The 16,443-nt window shown below is 37.0% G+C and carries 17 protein-coding genes and 1 tRNA gene; 5 read left to right on the top strand and 13 right to left on the bottom strand.

Translation table 11 applies throughout. The features are described from left to right. The 6 genes from CHB58_RS00085 to CHB58_RS00060 form a co-directional block, all read right to left on the bottom strand. Positions 1–1,281, bottom strand: coding sequence for a homoserine dehydrogenase (locus tag CHB58_RS00085; RefSeq protein WP_089322058.1), 1,281 nt, complete (start codon positions 1,279–1,281; stop codon positions 1–3). Positions 1,282–1,290: 9 nt separating this feature from the next. After that, positions 1,291–2,508 carry an aminotransferase class I/II-fold pyridoxal phosphate-dependent enzyme gene (locus CHB58_RS00080; protein ID WP_089322057.1) on the bottom strand — a complete coding sequence of 406 codons (1,218 nt, stop codon included), beginning with the start codon at positions 2,506–2,508 and terminating at the stop codon, positions 1,291–1,293. A 31-nt stretch (positions 2,509–2,539) separates the two neighbouring features. Continuing rightward, entirely contained in the window at positions 2,540–3,091 is a 552-nt protein-coding gene (locus tag CHB58_RS00075) for a macro domain-containing protein (protein ID WP_089322056.1), read from the bottom strand. Between the two features lie 3 nt (positions 3,092–3,094). Next, a complete protein-coding gene (locus tag CHB58_RS00070; protein WP_089322055.1) occupies positions 3,095–3,814 on the bottom strand; it encodes a 16S rRNA (uracil(1498)-N(3))-methyltransferase in 720 nt (239 codons plus the stop codon). A gap of 76 nt (positions 3,815–3,890) precedes the next feature. Beyond that, positions 3,891–6,356 (bottom strand): ATP-dependent Clp protease ATP-binding subunit, encoded by a 2,466-nt coding sequence (locus CHB58_RS00065; RefSeq protein ID WP_089322054.1) that lies wholly within the window; start codon positions 6,354–6,356, stop codon positions 3,891–3,893. 11 nt (positions 6,357–6,367) lie between these two features. Further along, positions 6,368–7,039, bottom strand: a complete 672-nt coding sequence (locus tag CHB58_RS00060) for an ABC transporter ATP-binding protein (RefSeq protein ID WP_089322053.1) — start codon at positions 7,037–7,039, stop codon at positions 6,368–6,370. Between the two features lie 85 nt (positions 7,040–7,124). On the opposite strand from CHB58_RS00060, the gene CHB58_RS00055 reads away from it, so the two are divergent. The 5 genes from CHB58_RS00055 to CHB58_RS00035 all read left to right on the top strand — a co-directional run bounded on the left by CHB58_RS00055 (position 7,125) and on the right by CHB58_RS00035 (position 12,239). Beyond that, a complete protein-coding gene (locus tag CHB58_RS00055) occupies positions 7,125–8,522 on the top strand; it encodes a tRNA nucleotidyltransferase/poly(A) polymerase-related protein (protein ID WP_089322052.1) in 1,398 nt (465 codons plus the stop codon). Next, the gene (locus CHB58_RS00050; protein ID WP_089322051.1) at positions 8,519–9,640 is read left to right on the top strand and encodes an amidohydrolase family protein; all 1,122 of its coding nucleotides are present in this window, start codon (positions 8,519–8,521) and stop codon (positions 9,638–9,640) included. The genes CHB58_RS00055 and CHB58_RS00050 overlap by 4 nt, the downstream gene beginning before the upstream one ends. A 74-nt stretch (positions 9,641–9,714) precedes the next feature. Further along, a complete protein-coding gene (resB, locus tag CHB58_RS00045) occupies positions 9,715–11,079 on the top strand; it encodes a cytochrome c biogenesis protein ResB (protein ID WP_089322050.1) in 1,365 nt (454 codons plus the stop codon). Continuing rightward, on the top strand, positions 11,072–12,079 hold the full coding sequence (ccsB, locus tag CHB58_RS00040; protein WP_089322049.1) for a c-type cytochrome biogenesis protein CcsB: 1,008 nt from the start codon (positions 11,072–11,074) through the stop codon (positions 12,077–12,079). The genes resB and ccsB overlap by 8 nt, the downstream gene beginning before the upstream one ends. Before the next feature lie 85 nt (positions 12,080–12,164). Further along, positions 12,165–12,239: transfer RNA gene (locus CHB58_RS00035), tRNA-Val, on the top strand. On the opposite strand, the gene CHB58_RS09180 is transcribed toward CHB58_RS00035, so the two are convergent. The 7 genes from CHB58_RS09180 to CHB58_RS00005 are packed head-to-tail and all read right to left on the bottom strand — an operon-like array spanning position 12,240 to position 16,208. Then, positions 12,240–13,013: an AMP-binding protein gene (locus tag CHB58_RS09180; protein ID WP_274534081.1), complete on the bottom strand. Its 774-nt coding sequence runs from the start codon at positions 13,011–13,013 to the stop codon at positions 12,240–12,242. Between the two features lie 38 nt (positions 13,014–13,051). Continuing rightward, positions 13,052–13,816 carry an AMP-binding protein gene (locus CHB58_RS09175; protein WP_274534080.1) on the bottom strand — a complete coding sequence of 255 codons (765 nt, stop codon included), beginning with the start codon at positions 13,814–13,816 and terminating at the stop codon, positions 13,052–13,054. Positions 13,817–13,835: 19 nt separating this feature from the next. Next, positions 13,836–14,087 carry a S4 domain-containing protein gene (locus tag CHB58_RS00025; protein WP_245807293.1) on the bottom strand — a complete coding sequence of 84 codons (252 nt, stop codon included), beginning with the start codon at positions 14,085–14,087 and terminating at the stop codon, positions 13,836–13,838. Continuing rightward, complete coding sequence (locus tag CHB58_RS00020; protein WP_089322047.1) at positions 14,053–14,358, bottom strand: lipopolysaccharide assembly protein LapA domain-containing protein; 306 nt, start codon at positions 14,356–14,358, stop codon at positions 14,053–14,055. The genes CHB58_RS00025 and CHB58_RS00020 overlap by 35 nt, the downstream gene beginning before the upstream one ends. Before the next feature lie 11 nt (positions 14,359–14,369). After that, the gene (locus CHB58_RS00015; RefSeq protein WP_089322046.1) at positions 14,370–14,564 is read right to left on the bottom strand and encodes a 4Fe-4S dicluster domain-containing protein; all 195 of its coding nucleotides are present in this window, start codon (positions 14,562–14,564) and stop codon (positions 14,370–14,372) included. Continuing rightward, positions 14,561–15,421 (bottom strand): bifunctional methylenetetrahydrofolate dehydrogenase/methenyltetrahydrofolate cyclohydrolase FolD, encoded by an 861-nt coding sequence (folD, locus tag CHB58_RS00010; RefSeq protein ID WP_089322045.1) that lies wholly within the window; start codon positions 15,419–15,421, stop codon positions 14,561–14,563. Before folD ends, CHB58_RS00015 begins: the two co-directional genes overlap by 4 nt. Continuing rightward, the gene (locus CHB58_RS00005) at positions 15,405–16,208 is read right to left on the bottom strand and encodes a TIGR00282 family metallophosphoesterase (protein WP_089322044.1); all 804 of its coding nucleotides are present in this window, start codon (positions 16,206–16,208) and stop codon (positions 15,405–15,407) included. The genes folD and CHB58_RS00005 overlap by 17 nt, the downstream gene beginning before the upstream one ends. Between the last annotated feature and the right edge of the window lie 235 nt (positions 16,209–16,443).

The raw sequence follows: 16,443 nt of genomic DNA, 5'->3' as shown, positions 1-16,443 counted from the left end.
CTACTCCTCTATCATACACAGAAATGTTGGATTTAAAATAACATCAAGATTATCAATCTCTTCAACAGCCCTTCTTACCGTTTTAAACGAAGCATCATGGGTTGTCATAACCACCGGAACACCGCCGTTAAACCCAACATTTTTCTGAAATGCCATCTTAATACTTATACCGTATTTTGCAAGAATTCCTGAAATCTTTGAAAGCACTCCCGGTTTATCAACAGCAGTAAACCTTAAATAGAAACTTGAAACAAAGTCTTCTGGGTTTTTAATAAAAATCTGTGACTCCTGATAAAGGAGCTGTGCAGGAACGCTGCTTCCCCTTGAAGATGCAATATCTGCAATATCTGCAACTACCGCACTTGCAGTCGGTTCCTTTCCAGCACCCATACCGTAATAAAGGGTGGGACCAACAAAATCTCCCTCTATCAAGCAGGCATTAAAAACACCATCCACCGAGGAAAGAATATGAGACTTGGGAAGGAAAGCCGGATGCACCCTTACCTCTATCGTTCCATTTTCAAATTTTGCTACAGCAAGAAGCTTTATTCTGTAACCAAACTCATTGGCAAACTCTATATCAAAAGGTGTTATATCTCTGATACCTTTCACATACACATCATCAACCGTTATCCATCTACCACAGGCTATTGAAGACAAAATGGCTATTTTATGAGCAGCGTCAATTCCATTAATATCAAACGATGGGTCAGCTTCAGCATAACCTCTATCCTTTGCTATCTGAAGAGCAGCTTTAAAAGGCAGAAGATTTTCTGTCATCTTCGTAAGGATAAAATTGGCAGTTCCGTTAATTATACCCAGAATCTTCTCTATCCTATTTGCAACAAGACCCTCATTTAAAGCTTTTATTACAGGAATTCCGCCACCAACACTTGCCTCAAACCTTATTGAAACCCCATTCCTTTTAGCTTCTTCAAAAAGCTCCTTTCCGTAAGATGCAAAAAGTGCCTTATTGGCACTTACAACATGCTTTCCGTTTTTTAAAGACTTTAAAACTATCTCTTTAGCAACAGTCACTCCACCTATAAGCTCAACCACTACATCAACATCAGAATCAACAACTTTAAAACCGTCATCAACTATAATGTTCTCTGGAACATCAAGTTTTTTAACTTTCTCAACATTTCTATCTGCTACAAGGGATAATTCTATCTTTTTACCTGTCCTCTTCTCTATAAGATCTCCGTTTTTCAACAGAATCTCAACAACACCTGAACCAACCGTTCCACAGCCAACAACTCCAACCTTAACCAAATCCATCCTTTACCCCTAAACGTTAATGTTTCTCAAACCATACTTCTCAAAAGCTCTTTTTATCCCTCTAACCGCCTGTTTAATTCTCAATTCATTTTCAACAAGCGCAAATCTAACATACTCATCACCATACTCACCAAAACCGATACCTGGAGAGACAGCCACTTTACCGTCAAGAAGGAGCATTTTAGAAAACTCAAGAGAGCCCATAGAACGGAACTTTTCAGGTATCTTTGCCCAGACAAACATTGTGGATTTTGGCTTTTCAACACGCCAACCTATACGGTTTAATCCATTTACAAGAGTATCTCTTCTCTTCTCGTAAATTTTTCTGTATTCCTCAACACAGGACTGGTCTCCCTTTAAAGCTATGATAGCCGCTATTTGAATCGGCTGGAACATTCCGTAATCAAGATAGCTTTTCATCCTGTAAAGAGCATGAATAACCTGCTTATTTCCAGCTGCAAAACCAACTCTCCACCCAGCCATTGAGTAAGTCTTTGAAAGGGAATAAAATTCAACCGCAACCTCTTTCGCCCCCTTAACCTGAAAAATACTTGGAGGCACATAACCATCAAACGATATTTCTGAATAAGCTAAATCCTGAATAACAAGAAGGTTGTTCTCTTTTGCAAAATCAACAATTTTTTCAAAAAAACCGATATCAACACACGCAGTTGTCGGATTGTGAGGAAAATTTAAAAGTAAAACCTTGGGCCTTGGCCAGCTTTCCTTATATGCTTTTATAATGGACTCAAAAAAAGCATCCTCATTAAAACCCTCATCTGTCAAAAGAGGAATACTCCTTACATCTCCACCGGCAATTATAAAGGAGTAAGGGTGAATAGGGTAAGCGGGGGTCGGAACCATAACAACATCACCGGGATTAACAAGCGTAAGGGCAAGATGTGCCAGTCCTTCTTTTGAACCTATTGTGGTTATAACTTCGGTTTCAGGGTCAAGATCAACATCATACTTCCGTTTGTACCAGAGGGAAAGAGCCTCCCTGAGCTTATACAAACCTTTTGTTTGTGAGTATCTATGATTTCTCGGATTTTGCGCCGCTTCACACAATTTATCTACAATATGTTTAGGAGTAGGAAGGTCGGGATTCCCCATTCCAAGATCAACAATATCCTCTCCAGCCCTTCTTAATTTTGTTTTTAAATCATTAACAACAGCAAAAACATAGGGGGGAAGCCTGTCTATTCTTGCAAACTGAAACTCCGGCATAATCTAACTCCAAAAGTAGAAATTTAAAAAACTATTTTAAACCAAATTTAGCTGAAATTTCATCTTTGAAAAGAGCAACAGTTTCATCATCTATTGCTATCAACCTCACCTTTTCTAAATAGGAAGCATCCTTTTCTATCTCCTTCAAAACCTGGTCAACAATTACATAAACTCCTTCTTTTTTAGGATAACCGAAAATCCCTGTACTGATGGCAGGAATGGATATAGACTTTACGGATATTTTCCTTGCAACATCAAAAACTGAAGAAACGGCACTTCTTAACTTTCTCTCTTCATCACCTTCTCCCCAAACAGGCCCAACAGTATGGATAACATACTTTGCCTTTAAATTTCCTGCACCTGTATAAACAGCCTTTCCTGTTGGAAGAAAACCTATCCTGTCACTCTCTTCCTGAATTATCCTTCCACCTTTTCTAATTATCGCTCCAGCAATACCTCCGCCATGCTTTAAGGAAGAGTTTGCAGGATTCACAATAGCATCAACATTTTCTTGAGTTATATCTCCCTGAACAACCTGAATAAGCACTCCATCCTTATCAACAATTAAAAGTTCCCTGTTCATAAACTATTTTAAATCTCCCCAGATATACTGGACTATTGCAAGGCCAACTATAGCCGCCGTTTCCGCTCTCATTATTCTCTTTCCAAGATGAATAACATGAAAACCTTTTGATTTTAAAATCTCAACCTCACTCTCATCAAGACCACCTTCAGGTCCAACAAGAAGCGAAACAGAGGTAGCAGTATTATCCTTAAAGTTATTAAAACTCTTTCCGCCTCTCTCCCAGAGAACAAATTTTAACTCTGAATCATCATCTATATTTAAAAGTTTAACAGGCTCTTCAACTGGAGGAATAACAGCTCTTCCACACTGCTTGGAAGCGTTCACTACAATCTCATTCCATCTCCTAAGCTTACCACTCCAATCCTTAACCTTCTCACCGAAAGCAGAACGTTTGCAAATTATAGGGACTATCCTTGAAACACCAAGCTCTGTAGCCTTTTGAAGAGCCATCTCAAATTTTTGCAGTCTGTTTGTTAAACCCATATAAAGAACCGTTTTAAGGGGACTTTCCCTATCTATCATAAGCTTTTCAAGAACTTTCAACCTTACAGATTGGGTTGAAGAAGCCTCTATAACAGCAAGATACTCATTCCCTTTCCCGTCAAATATAACTATTTCATCTCCCGGTCTTAACCTTAAAACCTTAAGCACATGTCTTGCTTCCTGTCCCCTTAAATAAGCCACATCTTCTCTTATATCGTTTACCTTAAATCTCCTCATAACCTCTCCAGCAGGTAATTGCTCTTTATAAGAATTTTAACATTTAAAAAGAAAAGGGGGCATAAAGCCCCCTTATTCAGTTTATATTAGCAGTTTGCTTTCGTTTTTTCTTTTTCTCTTTTACAGTAACCTTTCCTTTAGGAGTTACATCAAACACAACTTCTCCACCTTCAGTAAATCTACCGGCAAGAATCTCATCGGTAAGTCTATCTTCTACAAGGGATTGTATAGCCCGCCTTATCGTCCTTGCACCATACTCTTTACGGAATTCTTTATCCACAATGTAATCAACAAATTTATTTGTAGCATAAATTTTAAGATTTCTTTCTTTAAGTTCCTCATTAAGTCTGTCTATCTGCTTTCTAACTATCTCTTTAACATCAGCTTTTGTAAGAGGATGGAATACAACTATCTCATCTATTCTGTTTATAAACTCAGGTTTAAAGTATCTTTTAACCTCATCAAGCACAAAAGATTTCATCCTGTCAAAAGCCTTCTGCTCCATATCCTTTTCAGAAGCGGTATCAAACCCCATTCCCTTTTGAGCAGAAACAAGATGCTTTGCTCCAAGGTTTGAAGTCATAATCAAAATTGTGTTTGTAAAGGATACTGTCCTGCCAAGACCATCTGTTAACCTTCCATCCTCCATTATCTGAAGAAGAATGTTTAAAACATCAGGATGTGCCTTTTCTATTTCATCAAGAAGGATCACGCTGTAAGGCTTTCTTCTTACAATCTCTGTTAACTGTCCACCTTCCTCATAACCAACATATCCTGGCGGTGCTCCTATCAACCTTGAAACTGTATGTTTCTCCATATACTCAGACATATCAATCCTGACCATCGCTTTCTCATCGCCAAACAGAACCTCTGCAAGAGTTTTTGCAAGCTCTGTTTTACCGACACCTGTCGGCCCAAGGAAAAGGAAAGAACCTATAGGCCTGTGAAGATTTGTTCTTATTCCGAGTCTTGAACGTTTAATAGCCCTTGCCACAGCACTTACAGCAGTTTCTTGACCGACCACCCTTCTGTGAAGTTCAGACTCCAGCCTGATAAGTTTCTCCTTTTCCGCTTCATGAATCTGGCTTAAAGGAATTCCTGTCCACAGAGAAACTATCTCTTCAACCTCTTTTACATCTATTACCGGTTTATCATTTTTCTTTGAAGCAAGCCATTTTCTATTAAGCTCCTCAAGTTTTGCTGTAAGAGATATCTCTCTCTGTTTATACTCGTGAGCTCTCTCATACTCTGCCATTGCGAGGGCTTCCTCTTTAAGTGCCCTTACTGTCTGTATCTCCTCCTCTATCTCCTTTATCTCCATAGGTTTTGTCCCAACCATAAGCTGTGCCTTTGCCCCAGCTTCATCAATAATATCTATCGCCTTGTCAGGAAGTTTTCTGTCGTTTATATATCTGACAGACAGCTTTACAGCCCTTTCAATAGCTTCATCTGTAATCTTTACATTGTGAAACTCTTCAAACTTGGACTTCAATCCTTTTAAAATCTCAATTGTTTCTTCCTCTGAAGGTTCCTCCACAAGAACAGGTTGAAATCTCCTCTCAAGAGCACCGTCTTTCTCTATATGCTTTCTGTACTCATCAAGAGTTGTAGCTCCGATAACCTGTATCTCTCCCCTTGAAAGAGAAGGTTTAAGGATATTTGAAGCATCCATAGAACCTTCAGCAGCTCCAGCACCAACAAGCGTATGAAGCTCATCTATAAAGAGAATCACATCTTTGTTGTTTTCAAGCTCTTTTACAACCGCCTTTAACCTCTCTTCAAACTGTCCCCTGTATTTTGTCCCTGCTATAAGAGAAGCCATATCAAGGGAAACTATCCTTTTCTCTTTTAGTTTTTCAGGAACAGAACCCTCTGCAATCCTGAGGGCAAGTCCCTCTACAATTGCTGTTTTTCCAACTCCCGGCTCACCTATAAGCACCGGATTGTTCTTCCTTCTCCTTGCAAGAATATGAACGACCCTTTCTATCTCTTTATCCCTGCCTATAACAGGGTCTAAAGAACCTTCCTGTGCAAGTTTGGTCAGGTCTCTTCCATACTTATCAAGATTTGGAGTTGAACTTTTACGGGAAGTTTTAGCCCTGCCAAGCATACCTTTCAAAAGCTGTGTTATATCTCTTCTTAACGTATAATGGTCAAGACCGTAACTTCTTAAAATACGTCCTGCAAGTCCAAGTCTTTCCTTTGCAAGTCCTATAAATATGTGTTCTGGCCCCACATAAGCATGACCAAGTATCTTTGCTTCTTCTACAGCCTGCTCAAGGGCGCGTCTTGCCTCTGTAGTAAAAGCTATTGTGTTAACATCTATCTCATCAGTTGATGGCTGAAGCTGATGAATTATCATTTCCTGAATTCTTATCTTTGAGATGTTGTATTTGCTGATTATCTGGTTTACAATTTCATCATCTTTAAGCAAAACAAGCAATAAATGTTCGGTGCCAAGGTAAGGTGTTCTTAAAATTACAGCCTCTTCTTTGGCTTTTATTACAATTTGTCTTGCTTTTTTGGTAAACTTCTCAAACATATACACCTCTCCTAAATCTTAATAGTGCCGTCCTTTATAAGGTATATCCTATCAGCAAACTTTTCCAGTTCTCTATTATGAGTGGCTATCAAAAATGTAGTTCCTGTTTCCCGATTAAGAGAAAGCATAAGAGAAATTACCGATTCTGAAGTTTTTGAGTCAAGATTTCCAGTAGGTTCATCAGCAAGAACAAGCTCTGGAGAAGTAACAAGTGCTCGGGCTATTGCCGCTCTCTGCTGTTCACCGCCAGAAATTTCAAATGGTCTGTGAGATAATCTATGCCCAAGACCAACTTTTTTCAACATTTCAACAGCTTTTCCCCTTGCAACACTATCTTTTTCCCCCGAAAGAAGAAGGGGCACCATAACATTTTCAACAAGATTCAAATCCATAATAAGATAATGAAACTGAAAAACAAATCCCAGATTCCTGTTTCTAAACTCTGCAAGTTCATCTGAAGAAAGAGAAAAGAGGTCTTTTTCTTTATAGAAAACCTTTCCATCTGTTGGCTTATCTAACGTTCCGAGAATATGCAAAAGAGTGCTTTTCCCGGAACCTGAAGCTCCCATTATCAAAGAAAATTCACCCTTTTTAAGAGAAAGATCTATTCCTTTCAAAGCTTCAACACTATCATTTCCAGACCTGTAAATCTTCCACAAATTTTCCACTCTTACAAGAATCATAAAGCACCCCTGCTTTCATACCTTTATTTAGCTAAAATTTTTATTTAAACTTTAATAATAACATCTTAAAAAATTAAAGGTTAAAATGAACTTCAGAAAATTACTTATTCTTATCAAAGATATTGTCCCATGTGTTAAAGATGGTTATTTTGTAGGCGGATGTGTAAGAGACGCTATACTTGATATAACAAATAAAGATATAGATATTATCGTTCCCGACCTTGACCCTGAAAGAATTGAATGTGTAAGAGAGAAAACCGGTAAAAACGGTTTCCTGTATAAAAGAGAAAAAGTGGTATTCACAATAGAGAATAGCAGCCGTAGAATTGACATCTCCGAGATTCAGGAAACCCTTGAACAAGACCTGAAAAGCAGAGATTTTACAATCAACGCCATTGCGGTAGAAATTAAAAGCATTATAAAAAATAAACCATTAATAATAGACCCTTTAAACGGACTTAACGATATAAAGAGAAAAATCATAAAACCCATAAACGAAAACTCCATAAAAAAAGACCCTGTAAGAATTTTAAGGGGAATCAGAATAAAAAATAAACTCCATTTTAAATATGACGAAACATTTAAAGTAGCATCGGAAAAATACAGTAATCTCCTTAAAAAGGAACCTGTAGAAAGGATAAGAGAGGAAATCGTTAAAATTTTAAAACTTCCAGCCAGCTACAGTGCTTTTCACGATATGAAAGAGCTTAATGTTTTATATGTTATTTTTCCAGAACTTAAAAAACAGGAAACAATACCACCTTCAGGTCTCCACCAATATCCCCTCATAATTCATACTTTGAAAGCCGTAGAGAAAGTAACTCTTTTAATAGATGAAAAATTTACAACAAATATTGATAAAAATCTAATAAAGGTGGTAAAAGAAGCTACATATTTTAAAGAATTTACAGGAAGAGAGCTTCTTATTCTAACAGCACTACTTCACGACATCGGAAAACCTTTCACTGTAAAGGAAAAAAACGGGAAGTTAACCTTTTATAACCACGATAAAATAGGAGCGTATCTATCACAAGATAGACTTTTTTATCTTGGATTTGGAAAAAAGGTTTCACAAAACATATCTAAAATAATAAAATTACATCTTCGCCCGTTCTTTCTATATCAGCTTTACAAAAACGGAAAACTATCAAACAGGGCTATTGTAAAATTTATTTTTGACAGTGAAGATTTATTCCCTTATGTCATACTTCACAGCATAGCTGACTTCTGTGCCACCTGTGAAAAGATGGAAAAGGGAGTAAAAAGCTACACCTGTTTTATAAACACAAGACTGGTTCCGTTCTTTGAAAAATTTAGAAACTTAAAGCCTTTTCTTTCTGGAAAGGATATAATGAACATTCTGAAAGTAGAAAGCGGGAAAGATATTGGCAGGATTAAAAAGAAACTTATGGAGTTACAATTACTTGGGAAAATCAACAGTAGAGAAGAAGCAGAAAAATTTATAAAAGGATTTTCACTGTGAAAACGGCAGTAGCAGTAACAGCAGATTTTGTTATAGATTATGAAATAAATGTTTTTGAAAATGGCTGGATAATTTACGATGGAAAAACCGTAAAATTTCAGTATCAGGAACCGCAGGGCAGAATAAAAAAGATTTACAAAAAAAATACTGTTCTTTTCCCGGCACTTGTAAACGCCCACACCCATCTTGAACTTTCTCTGATGGATTTTAATCCAGAAAAGACCACCTCTTTTGATAACTGGCTTCTCTGGATAATCTCAAACAGACAAAAACTTGACATTGAAGAGATAAAAAAGGGAGTTAAAATAGGGAAAAATCTTACAAGAAAATGGGGAACAGGATTCATAGGAGATATCTCTTCCTTTGGAGTATCTGAAGTTGAAAACGGAATGGTTTTTCATGAAATAATAGGCAACCGATTCCCCGGGAAAATCTCTCTCCCTATATCTATCCACGCCATCTATTCAACATCTGTTGAAGTTATAAAACAAGGAGCCCGTTTATCAAAGGAAAGAAATCTTCCTTTTCAGATGCATATAGGAGAAAGCTACAATGAGCTTTTATTTGCAAGAGGAGAAAAAAATGTATTTGAATCAAGAATCTACCCAACACTTGGACGTAAACGGTTTGAACATCTTACAGCTGATTCTGTGATAGATTACATAGAAAAATGTGAAGCACTCTGTCCACAGTTAATAGCAGTCCACTGCACAAATCTCACAAGAAAAGAACTTGAAAAACTGATGAATACTGGAGCAGGAATAGTTATATGTCCAAGAAGCAATCTGTTTTTAAAAACCGGTTTCCCGAATGTTGAGTTTATCGGCCAATATGAAAAAGCTGGCATAGGAACAGACGGCCTCAGCTCAAATACATCTCTATCACTGCTTTCTGAAATAAAAACTCTTTATTTTAGAACTGAAGGGAAAATTTCTCTTAAAAATCTGCTTTATATGGCAACTACAGGCGGAGCCAGAACGCTGGGAATAGAAGAAACTTACAGAAAAAGCGGAATTTTTACAGCTGTTAAACCTGCTCTTAAAATATCTGACCCTTTTAAAACACTGTTAATGGATGATATATCAATAGAGTTATTTGACTTAAGCAGTCCAAAATGATAGATTTTCTATCACATAGATAAAAGAGAATTGAGAATTATTAGCAGTGGACACAGACAGCGGAGGACAAAAATATGCTAAAAAAACTCTACAATCTTTTCAGTTCCGTAAAATTAGCAATCGTAATTCTCATTTCCCTTGCAGTAACCTCAATAATTGGAACGATCATAGAGCAGCAGCAAGATCCTGATAAATATTTAAGAGAATATGGAGAAGTAACATACAAAATATTCAAATTCTTAGGTTTCACAGATGTCTACCACTCATGGTGGTATATACTTCTTTTAGTTCTACTCGGATTAAACCTTATAATCTGCTCAATTGAAAGACTTCCCTACATCTGGAAGCTTGCTAAATATCCTAAAAAGAAATTAGCTGAGGGAGCAGAAAGCTCTTTCAAACTTGTTCACAAAATAACTCTCTCTGTTCCAGATAAAGAAGCAGTCGTAGGAAAAATCAAAGAAGCTCTATCAAAACTTGGATATAAAACAGAAGTCGTTGAAGATGAAAAAGAGAAAAACATTAAATATCTTTTTGCAGATAAAAATGTTTTTGCAAGATTCGGTGTTTACATAGTTCATGCCGGAATCATTATTGTTCTGATAGGTGGCTTATTAACAGCCCTTTTCGGATACAGAGGTTATATGAACCTTGCCCAGGGAGGAAAAAGCAACCTTGTTACTCTCTTTGGGAACGGTCACATTATAGAACTTCCTTTTGAGGTGGAGTGTAAAAAATTCACAATGGAATTTTACCCATCTGGCATGCCAAAATCTTATATAAGTGACCTTGTAATATTAAAAGATGGAAAAGCGGTAAAAGAGCAAATAATAGAAGTAAACACTCCTCTTTCCTACGAAGGTATATATTTTTATCAGGCAAGCTACGGCCAAGGCAGAGTATTTTTCTTCCATAAAGAAAATCAAAATGCCAAAGAGAAACAACTTATCGTTGCATTTGGACAACCGTTTTATGTCGGAAAAGGCAAAGATGGAAAAAAATATTTCCTTTCCCCTGTTGCAGCGCAGGGAGGAATAATATTTGTTGACCTTCTCACAAAAGATGGAAAACGAATTGCTCAAGCTCAGATGATGCCAAACAACTGGTATAGAATTCCACAAACAGACCAGTTTGTTGCGATAGCAGGGGCAGATAATAAATTCTACACCGGTTTACAGGTATCATATGACCCGGGCACATGGGTTGTATGGACTGGAAGCACAATACTTACTATCGGTCTTTTTATAGCCTTCTTTATTTCCCACAAGAGAATCCTTGTAAGAGTTAAAGATGTGAAAGATGGAAAAGTTAATATTGTAATTGCTGGAAGGACAAACAAAGGAAACGAAAGCCTTGAAAAGGATATGGAAAAAGTCTTAGGGGTTCTAAAGTCTTCATACTGTAATATCCAAGCCCCTAAGGAGGAGAAAGATGTTTAATTCAGTGGAGTTTTTTAACATCGGAATGGTGCTGTTTTTGGCAGCATCAGTGTTTTACACCATTCATGTTTTTTCAAAATCTGAGAAAATGGGGAAAATCGCTACCTACATCGCTCTTGCTGGAGTGATTGTTCAAGGTATCGCTTTTGTGCTAAGGGGTATGGAGAAAGCTCAGTTAAACATGGTAGATGACTGGCTTGCTTTCTATAAATATGCCCCTTTCACAAATATGTATGAATCCCTGATGCTTTTTGGCTGGACCATTGTGGTAATCTACCTGATTTTTGAGAGAAAGTACCGTAACAAAATATTTGGTATGTTTGTAATGCCCCTTGCAGTCATCTCAGAAGCTTCAACACAGATACTCGGTTTCAATCCTGAAGCTCAACCGCTTGTTCCAGCACTTCAGAGCAACTGGCTTCTATTCCATGTTGTTACATCTTTTATCGGTTATGCAGGTTTTGCAGTAAGTGCAGGAGTAGCTTACGCTTATTTTGCAAAAAGGGATGACACAAACAGCACAGACTGGATAGTCCTTTTCCTATCAACAATATTTATAGCTTTCTTCATAACCTATTCAGCATACAGAACCAGTGTATTTCTTTTCTTTTTAATATCTGCAGTAATAGCCGCCGGTGTAGTTGGATTCCTCTACTGGATGAACAAAAGCGGTTTTGCAAAAAAGCTCCCTACAGTTGAAACCCTTGAAGATATAATGTATCAGGCTGCAGCTGTAGGATTTGTATTTTTAACACTTGGAATAATTCTCGGTGCTGTATGGGCTAAATATGCATGGGGCGGATACTGGTCCTGGGATCCAAAAGAAACCTGGTCCCTTATCACATGGCTTGTTTACTCTGTATATCTCCATGCAAGATATGTTAAAGGACTTTCTGGAAAACCACTTGCTCACTTCACCATTATAGGATTTTTAAGTGTCGTATTTACATACTATGGAGTAAACCTGATACTTCCTGGACTTCACAGTTACGCACAATAGAACGAGGGGAAGGGAATGTTCCCTTTCCTTTTCTTATAACTCTTGAATTTAATAATCCAGGGGCTATATTTTTATCTCACACTGCAGGACCGTAGCTCAGTGGGAGAGCGCCACCTTGACGCGGTGGAGGTCAGGGGTTCGAAACCCCTCGGTCCTACCATTAATCAACTATCTCCTTATATAAGGCAGGAAGCATAAACCTTCTAAGCTTCCCTATTCTGGTCCTCGGTAGTTCTCTATCTGTGATTTTAAACTCTTTAACCCGCTTATATGACTGCAAGTGCTTTGTGGTTCTCTTTATCTCGTTTTTAATAAATTCATAGATATCTTCAATCTCTTCTTCTATAAGAAGTTCAAAATCCGGTTTTACGATAGCTTTTATAACTCCTTCCTCTTCAAAAACTCCTATTTCAAGGATATATCTACTTTTTAATATTTCATTCTCTATATCTTCCGGGTAAACATTCTTTCCATTATCAAGAACTATCACATCTTTGGCCCTTCCAGTTATAAAAAGAAACCCTTCATCATCAATATAACCCAGATCTCCAGTATAAAACCATCCATCTTTTATAACTTTTTCAGTTTCTTCCGGTCTGTTAAAGTAACCTTTCATAACATTATCACCTTTTACAACAATTTCTCCGTTAACTATCTTTACCTCAACACCTTTTATAGGAGGACCAGCAGAACCTATCTTTTTTCTTTCAGGAGTATTAACCGATATTAAAGGAGAAGTTTCTGTTAAACCATAACCTTCCAATATATTAAATCCCATAGCTTCAAGTCCACGGGCAACTTCAACATTTAGCTTTGCTCCGCCGGAAATCATATACCTTAATGATGGCCCTATCCTTTCATGAACCTGCTTAAAAACCTTTTTCTGAAGAGCTTTTGCATTCACTTTTCTAAAAAACTTCAACGCTGAATTCACAAACCCTTTCTTAATAGCAGGAAGCTTGGAAATCTCTATTAAATGTTGTGATAAATAACCTGAAAAAGTTTTGGAACTCCAACCATTATCGTAACATTCTGATCTCTTATCGTTGAAAGTATGTCTGCAGGAGTTAATCTCTCTATAAAAACAAGAGGTAATCCTTCAGTAATAGGTAAAACAACTGTTGCAAGCAAAGGATAAGTATGATGAAAAGGGAGAATAGCTATAAACCTGTCTTTCTCATTTAGAAGCCTGATATCCCTTATTCCCTCTATATTATGATTTAGATTCCTATAAGTTAACATAACCCCTTTCGGATTACCTGTTGTTCCTGAAGTATAGAGAATTACCGCTACATCATCCATTGAAGGTAATAAAATCTTTAACTCTCTGTCCTCCACAACAACATTATCAACTTTCACTATCTCCGGTTTATAACCAAGTTTCTTGGCTGCTAATTTTGCCTTATCATAGTTTTGAGTTGAAGTTAATATAACCCTTGGCTGAGCATCCCTTAAAATATTAAAAAACTCACTTTCAGAAAGAAGATAATCAACAGGAACAGAAATTCCACCAGAAAACATAACAGCAAAAAGAGACGCAATCCACAATGGAGAGTTCTCCATAAAAATAACCACTCTGTCCTCTTTATTTATATCTCCAAGCTCCTTTTGAACACTGGAGACAAGTTTTTTAAACTCAGAAAAAGTGATAGAACTATATTTACCGTCTTTTTTTTCAACAAGAATCTCTTTATCACCTTTCTTATCAAAATTTTCAATGATATCTTCAAGAAACATAAATTTCCTCCCGGAAAAATTAAATAAGGTCAATTATATCGGAAATGGATTTTCTTCTATCTTCAAGAACAGAAATCAACTCTTTTGCTTTCTTTTTTGAAACAGTTTTTCTTGATGGAACCTCTTCTATTCTAAATTTTAAAAACCTATTTACAGTATCTATTTCAACAACATCACCGACCTTTATCTCTTTTGAAGCTTTAACCACAGTCCCGTTTACTCTAACAACCCCTTCATCACAAAGAATCTTCCCCTGATTCCTTCGTTTCACCACTCTTGACAGTTTCAGAAACAGGTCTATTCTCACGTTCCTTTTTCCTCCTTGAAGGAATACTGAAAAGACGGGTAAGCAAAGACAGAAAAGCAGCTGTTAAAAATCCTGCAATATAAGAAACTACAATAAGCATAAAAAGTTTTGTTTGATACTCTCCTAAAAACGGAATAACAACTGTTACATCTTGAAGATTCATAAGTGCAAAAAGAGACACTGCCAAAATCAAAGCAGCAACAAACACAGAATAAAGTACCTGCTTTAAACTCATAATCTACCTCTTTATTCAATAAGCTTTATTTCAATAGCATCTGTCGGACAGTTCTCCTCACATAAAAGACATCCTGTACAACTATCAGGATTAATTACAACCGCTTTCCCAATCTCACTCATCTCAAAGACATCCGCAGGACAAACATCAACGCAAATTTCACATCCGGTACAGATTTCTATATTTATATAAGGTATATGCCTCAATCTACCCCCTCTCTCCTTTTAAAAGCTTTTACAGTATTATACATCAACATCGCAATTGTCATAGGACCAACTCCTCCAGGAACCGGAGTTATAGCAGAAACTTTACCTTTTACTTTTTCAAAATCAACGTCTCCGACTATTTTCCCGTTTACCCTGCTTATGCCTATATCTATAACAACCGCTCCTTCTTTAACCATATCTTCTTTTATAAGATGCGGAACTCCAGTTGCAACGCAAAGAATATCTGCCTCTTTTGTATAAGATTTCAAATCTCTCGTATAAACATGACAAACAGAAACAGTGGCATTAAGATTAACCATCATATTGGCAAGCGGCTTTCCCACAATATTACTGTGACCAACCATAACAGCATTTTTACCTTGAAGTTCTATTCCGTAAGCTTCAAAAATTTTTATAACTCCATAAGGGGTACACGGCATCAATCCTTCATCAAAAAGTCCAAGAACAACCTTTCCCATATTTACAGGATGAAATCCATCCACATCTTTTAAGGGAGATATAAGATTTATAATTTTCTGGCTATCAAGATGCTCTGGAATGGGAAGTTGAACAAGAATACCATCAATATCATCCCTTCCATTTAAATCATCAATAATACTTTCAAGCTCTTCCTGAGTTATAGAAGATGGTTTCCTGATACCTACAGATTTTATTCCAAGCTCTTCACAGGTTCTCTCTTTATTTTTAACATATATTTTACTTGCCGGGTCATCTCCCACTAAAACAACTGCAAGTCCAGGTCTTCTGCCAACTGCTTCTTCTAATCTTTCAATCTCATCCCTAAGTTCCTCTTTTATTTTCTGTGCAAGTGCCTTTCCATCAAGAATAGTTGCCATCATCACCTCTTATATAAATTCTTTCAACCCTTTCAAAAGAAACTACCTTTTTAGATCGCTTATTAATCTCAAAAGTAATCGCTGAAAATTTTATTTTCTCAGGTTTCTCAGGAATCTTAAATCTCACAGGAAGCTGTTTAACAAACCTATCAACACTCTCTTTTATTTCCATTCCTATTACAGAATCAACAGCTCCTGTCATTCCAACATCCGTAATATAAAGTGTTCCTCTTGGAAGAAGTCTTAAATCTGTTGTCTGAACGTGGGTATGAGTGCCTAAAACCGCTCCAGCTCTCCCGTCAACATAAAACCCGAAAGCCTGCTTTTCAGAAGTAGCTTCACCGTGAAAATCCACAATAACAAAAGAATCTTTAAATTCCACAAATAACTTATCAAAAACTCTGAAAGGATTATCAAGACATTCCATAAAAACTCTTCCCATAATACTTAAAACAGAAAGCGAAAAACCATCAAAATCAAACTTTAAAAACTCCTTCCCGGGAGTTCTATCAGGATAATTTGCAGGCCTTAAAAGGGGATATTTTCCAATAAAATCATATATCTCTTTTTTATCCCATGTGTGATTACCGAGAGTTATAGCATCAACTCCCCAGGAGATAAAACTTTTAACTATTTTTTCGGTAATACCAAATCCGGCTGCAGCATTCTCACCATTAACAATACAAAAATCAATGTTTCTCCTGTTTTCTTCAAGCCAGAGATGAAGCGCCCTTCTTCCGGGCTTTCCTACAACATCTCCAACAAAAACAACTTTAAATGTATCCAAAACACCTTCTCCGTGAAAAAAGTCAGGCAGATTTTACGACCATTATCTTACCAAATCAAGCAGTTTTACAAGATTGTTCCTGCATAGGTATACACATACTCCCCACCCACACCAAAGGAAAAAGGCTGCCCACCTGGTAGTTAAAATATTAAGAGCACTAAACATTCAAATTTTCAGAAAACCAAAACCACTACCAGGAGGACAACCATGCAGCTAAATATAAACCTATACCACG

It is taken from the genome of Desulfurobacterium atlanticum (assembly GCF_900188395.1).
GTDB lineage: Bacteria > Aquificota > Aquificia > Desulfurobacteriales > Desulfurobacteriaceae > Desulfurobacterium_A > Desulfurobacterium_A atlanticum.
The sequence above is the reverse complement of the archived record's forward strand: the minus strand, read 5'-3'. Positions and strand labels throughout refer to the sequence as shown.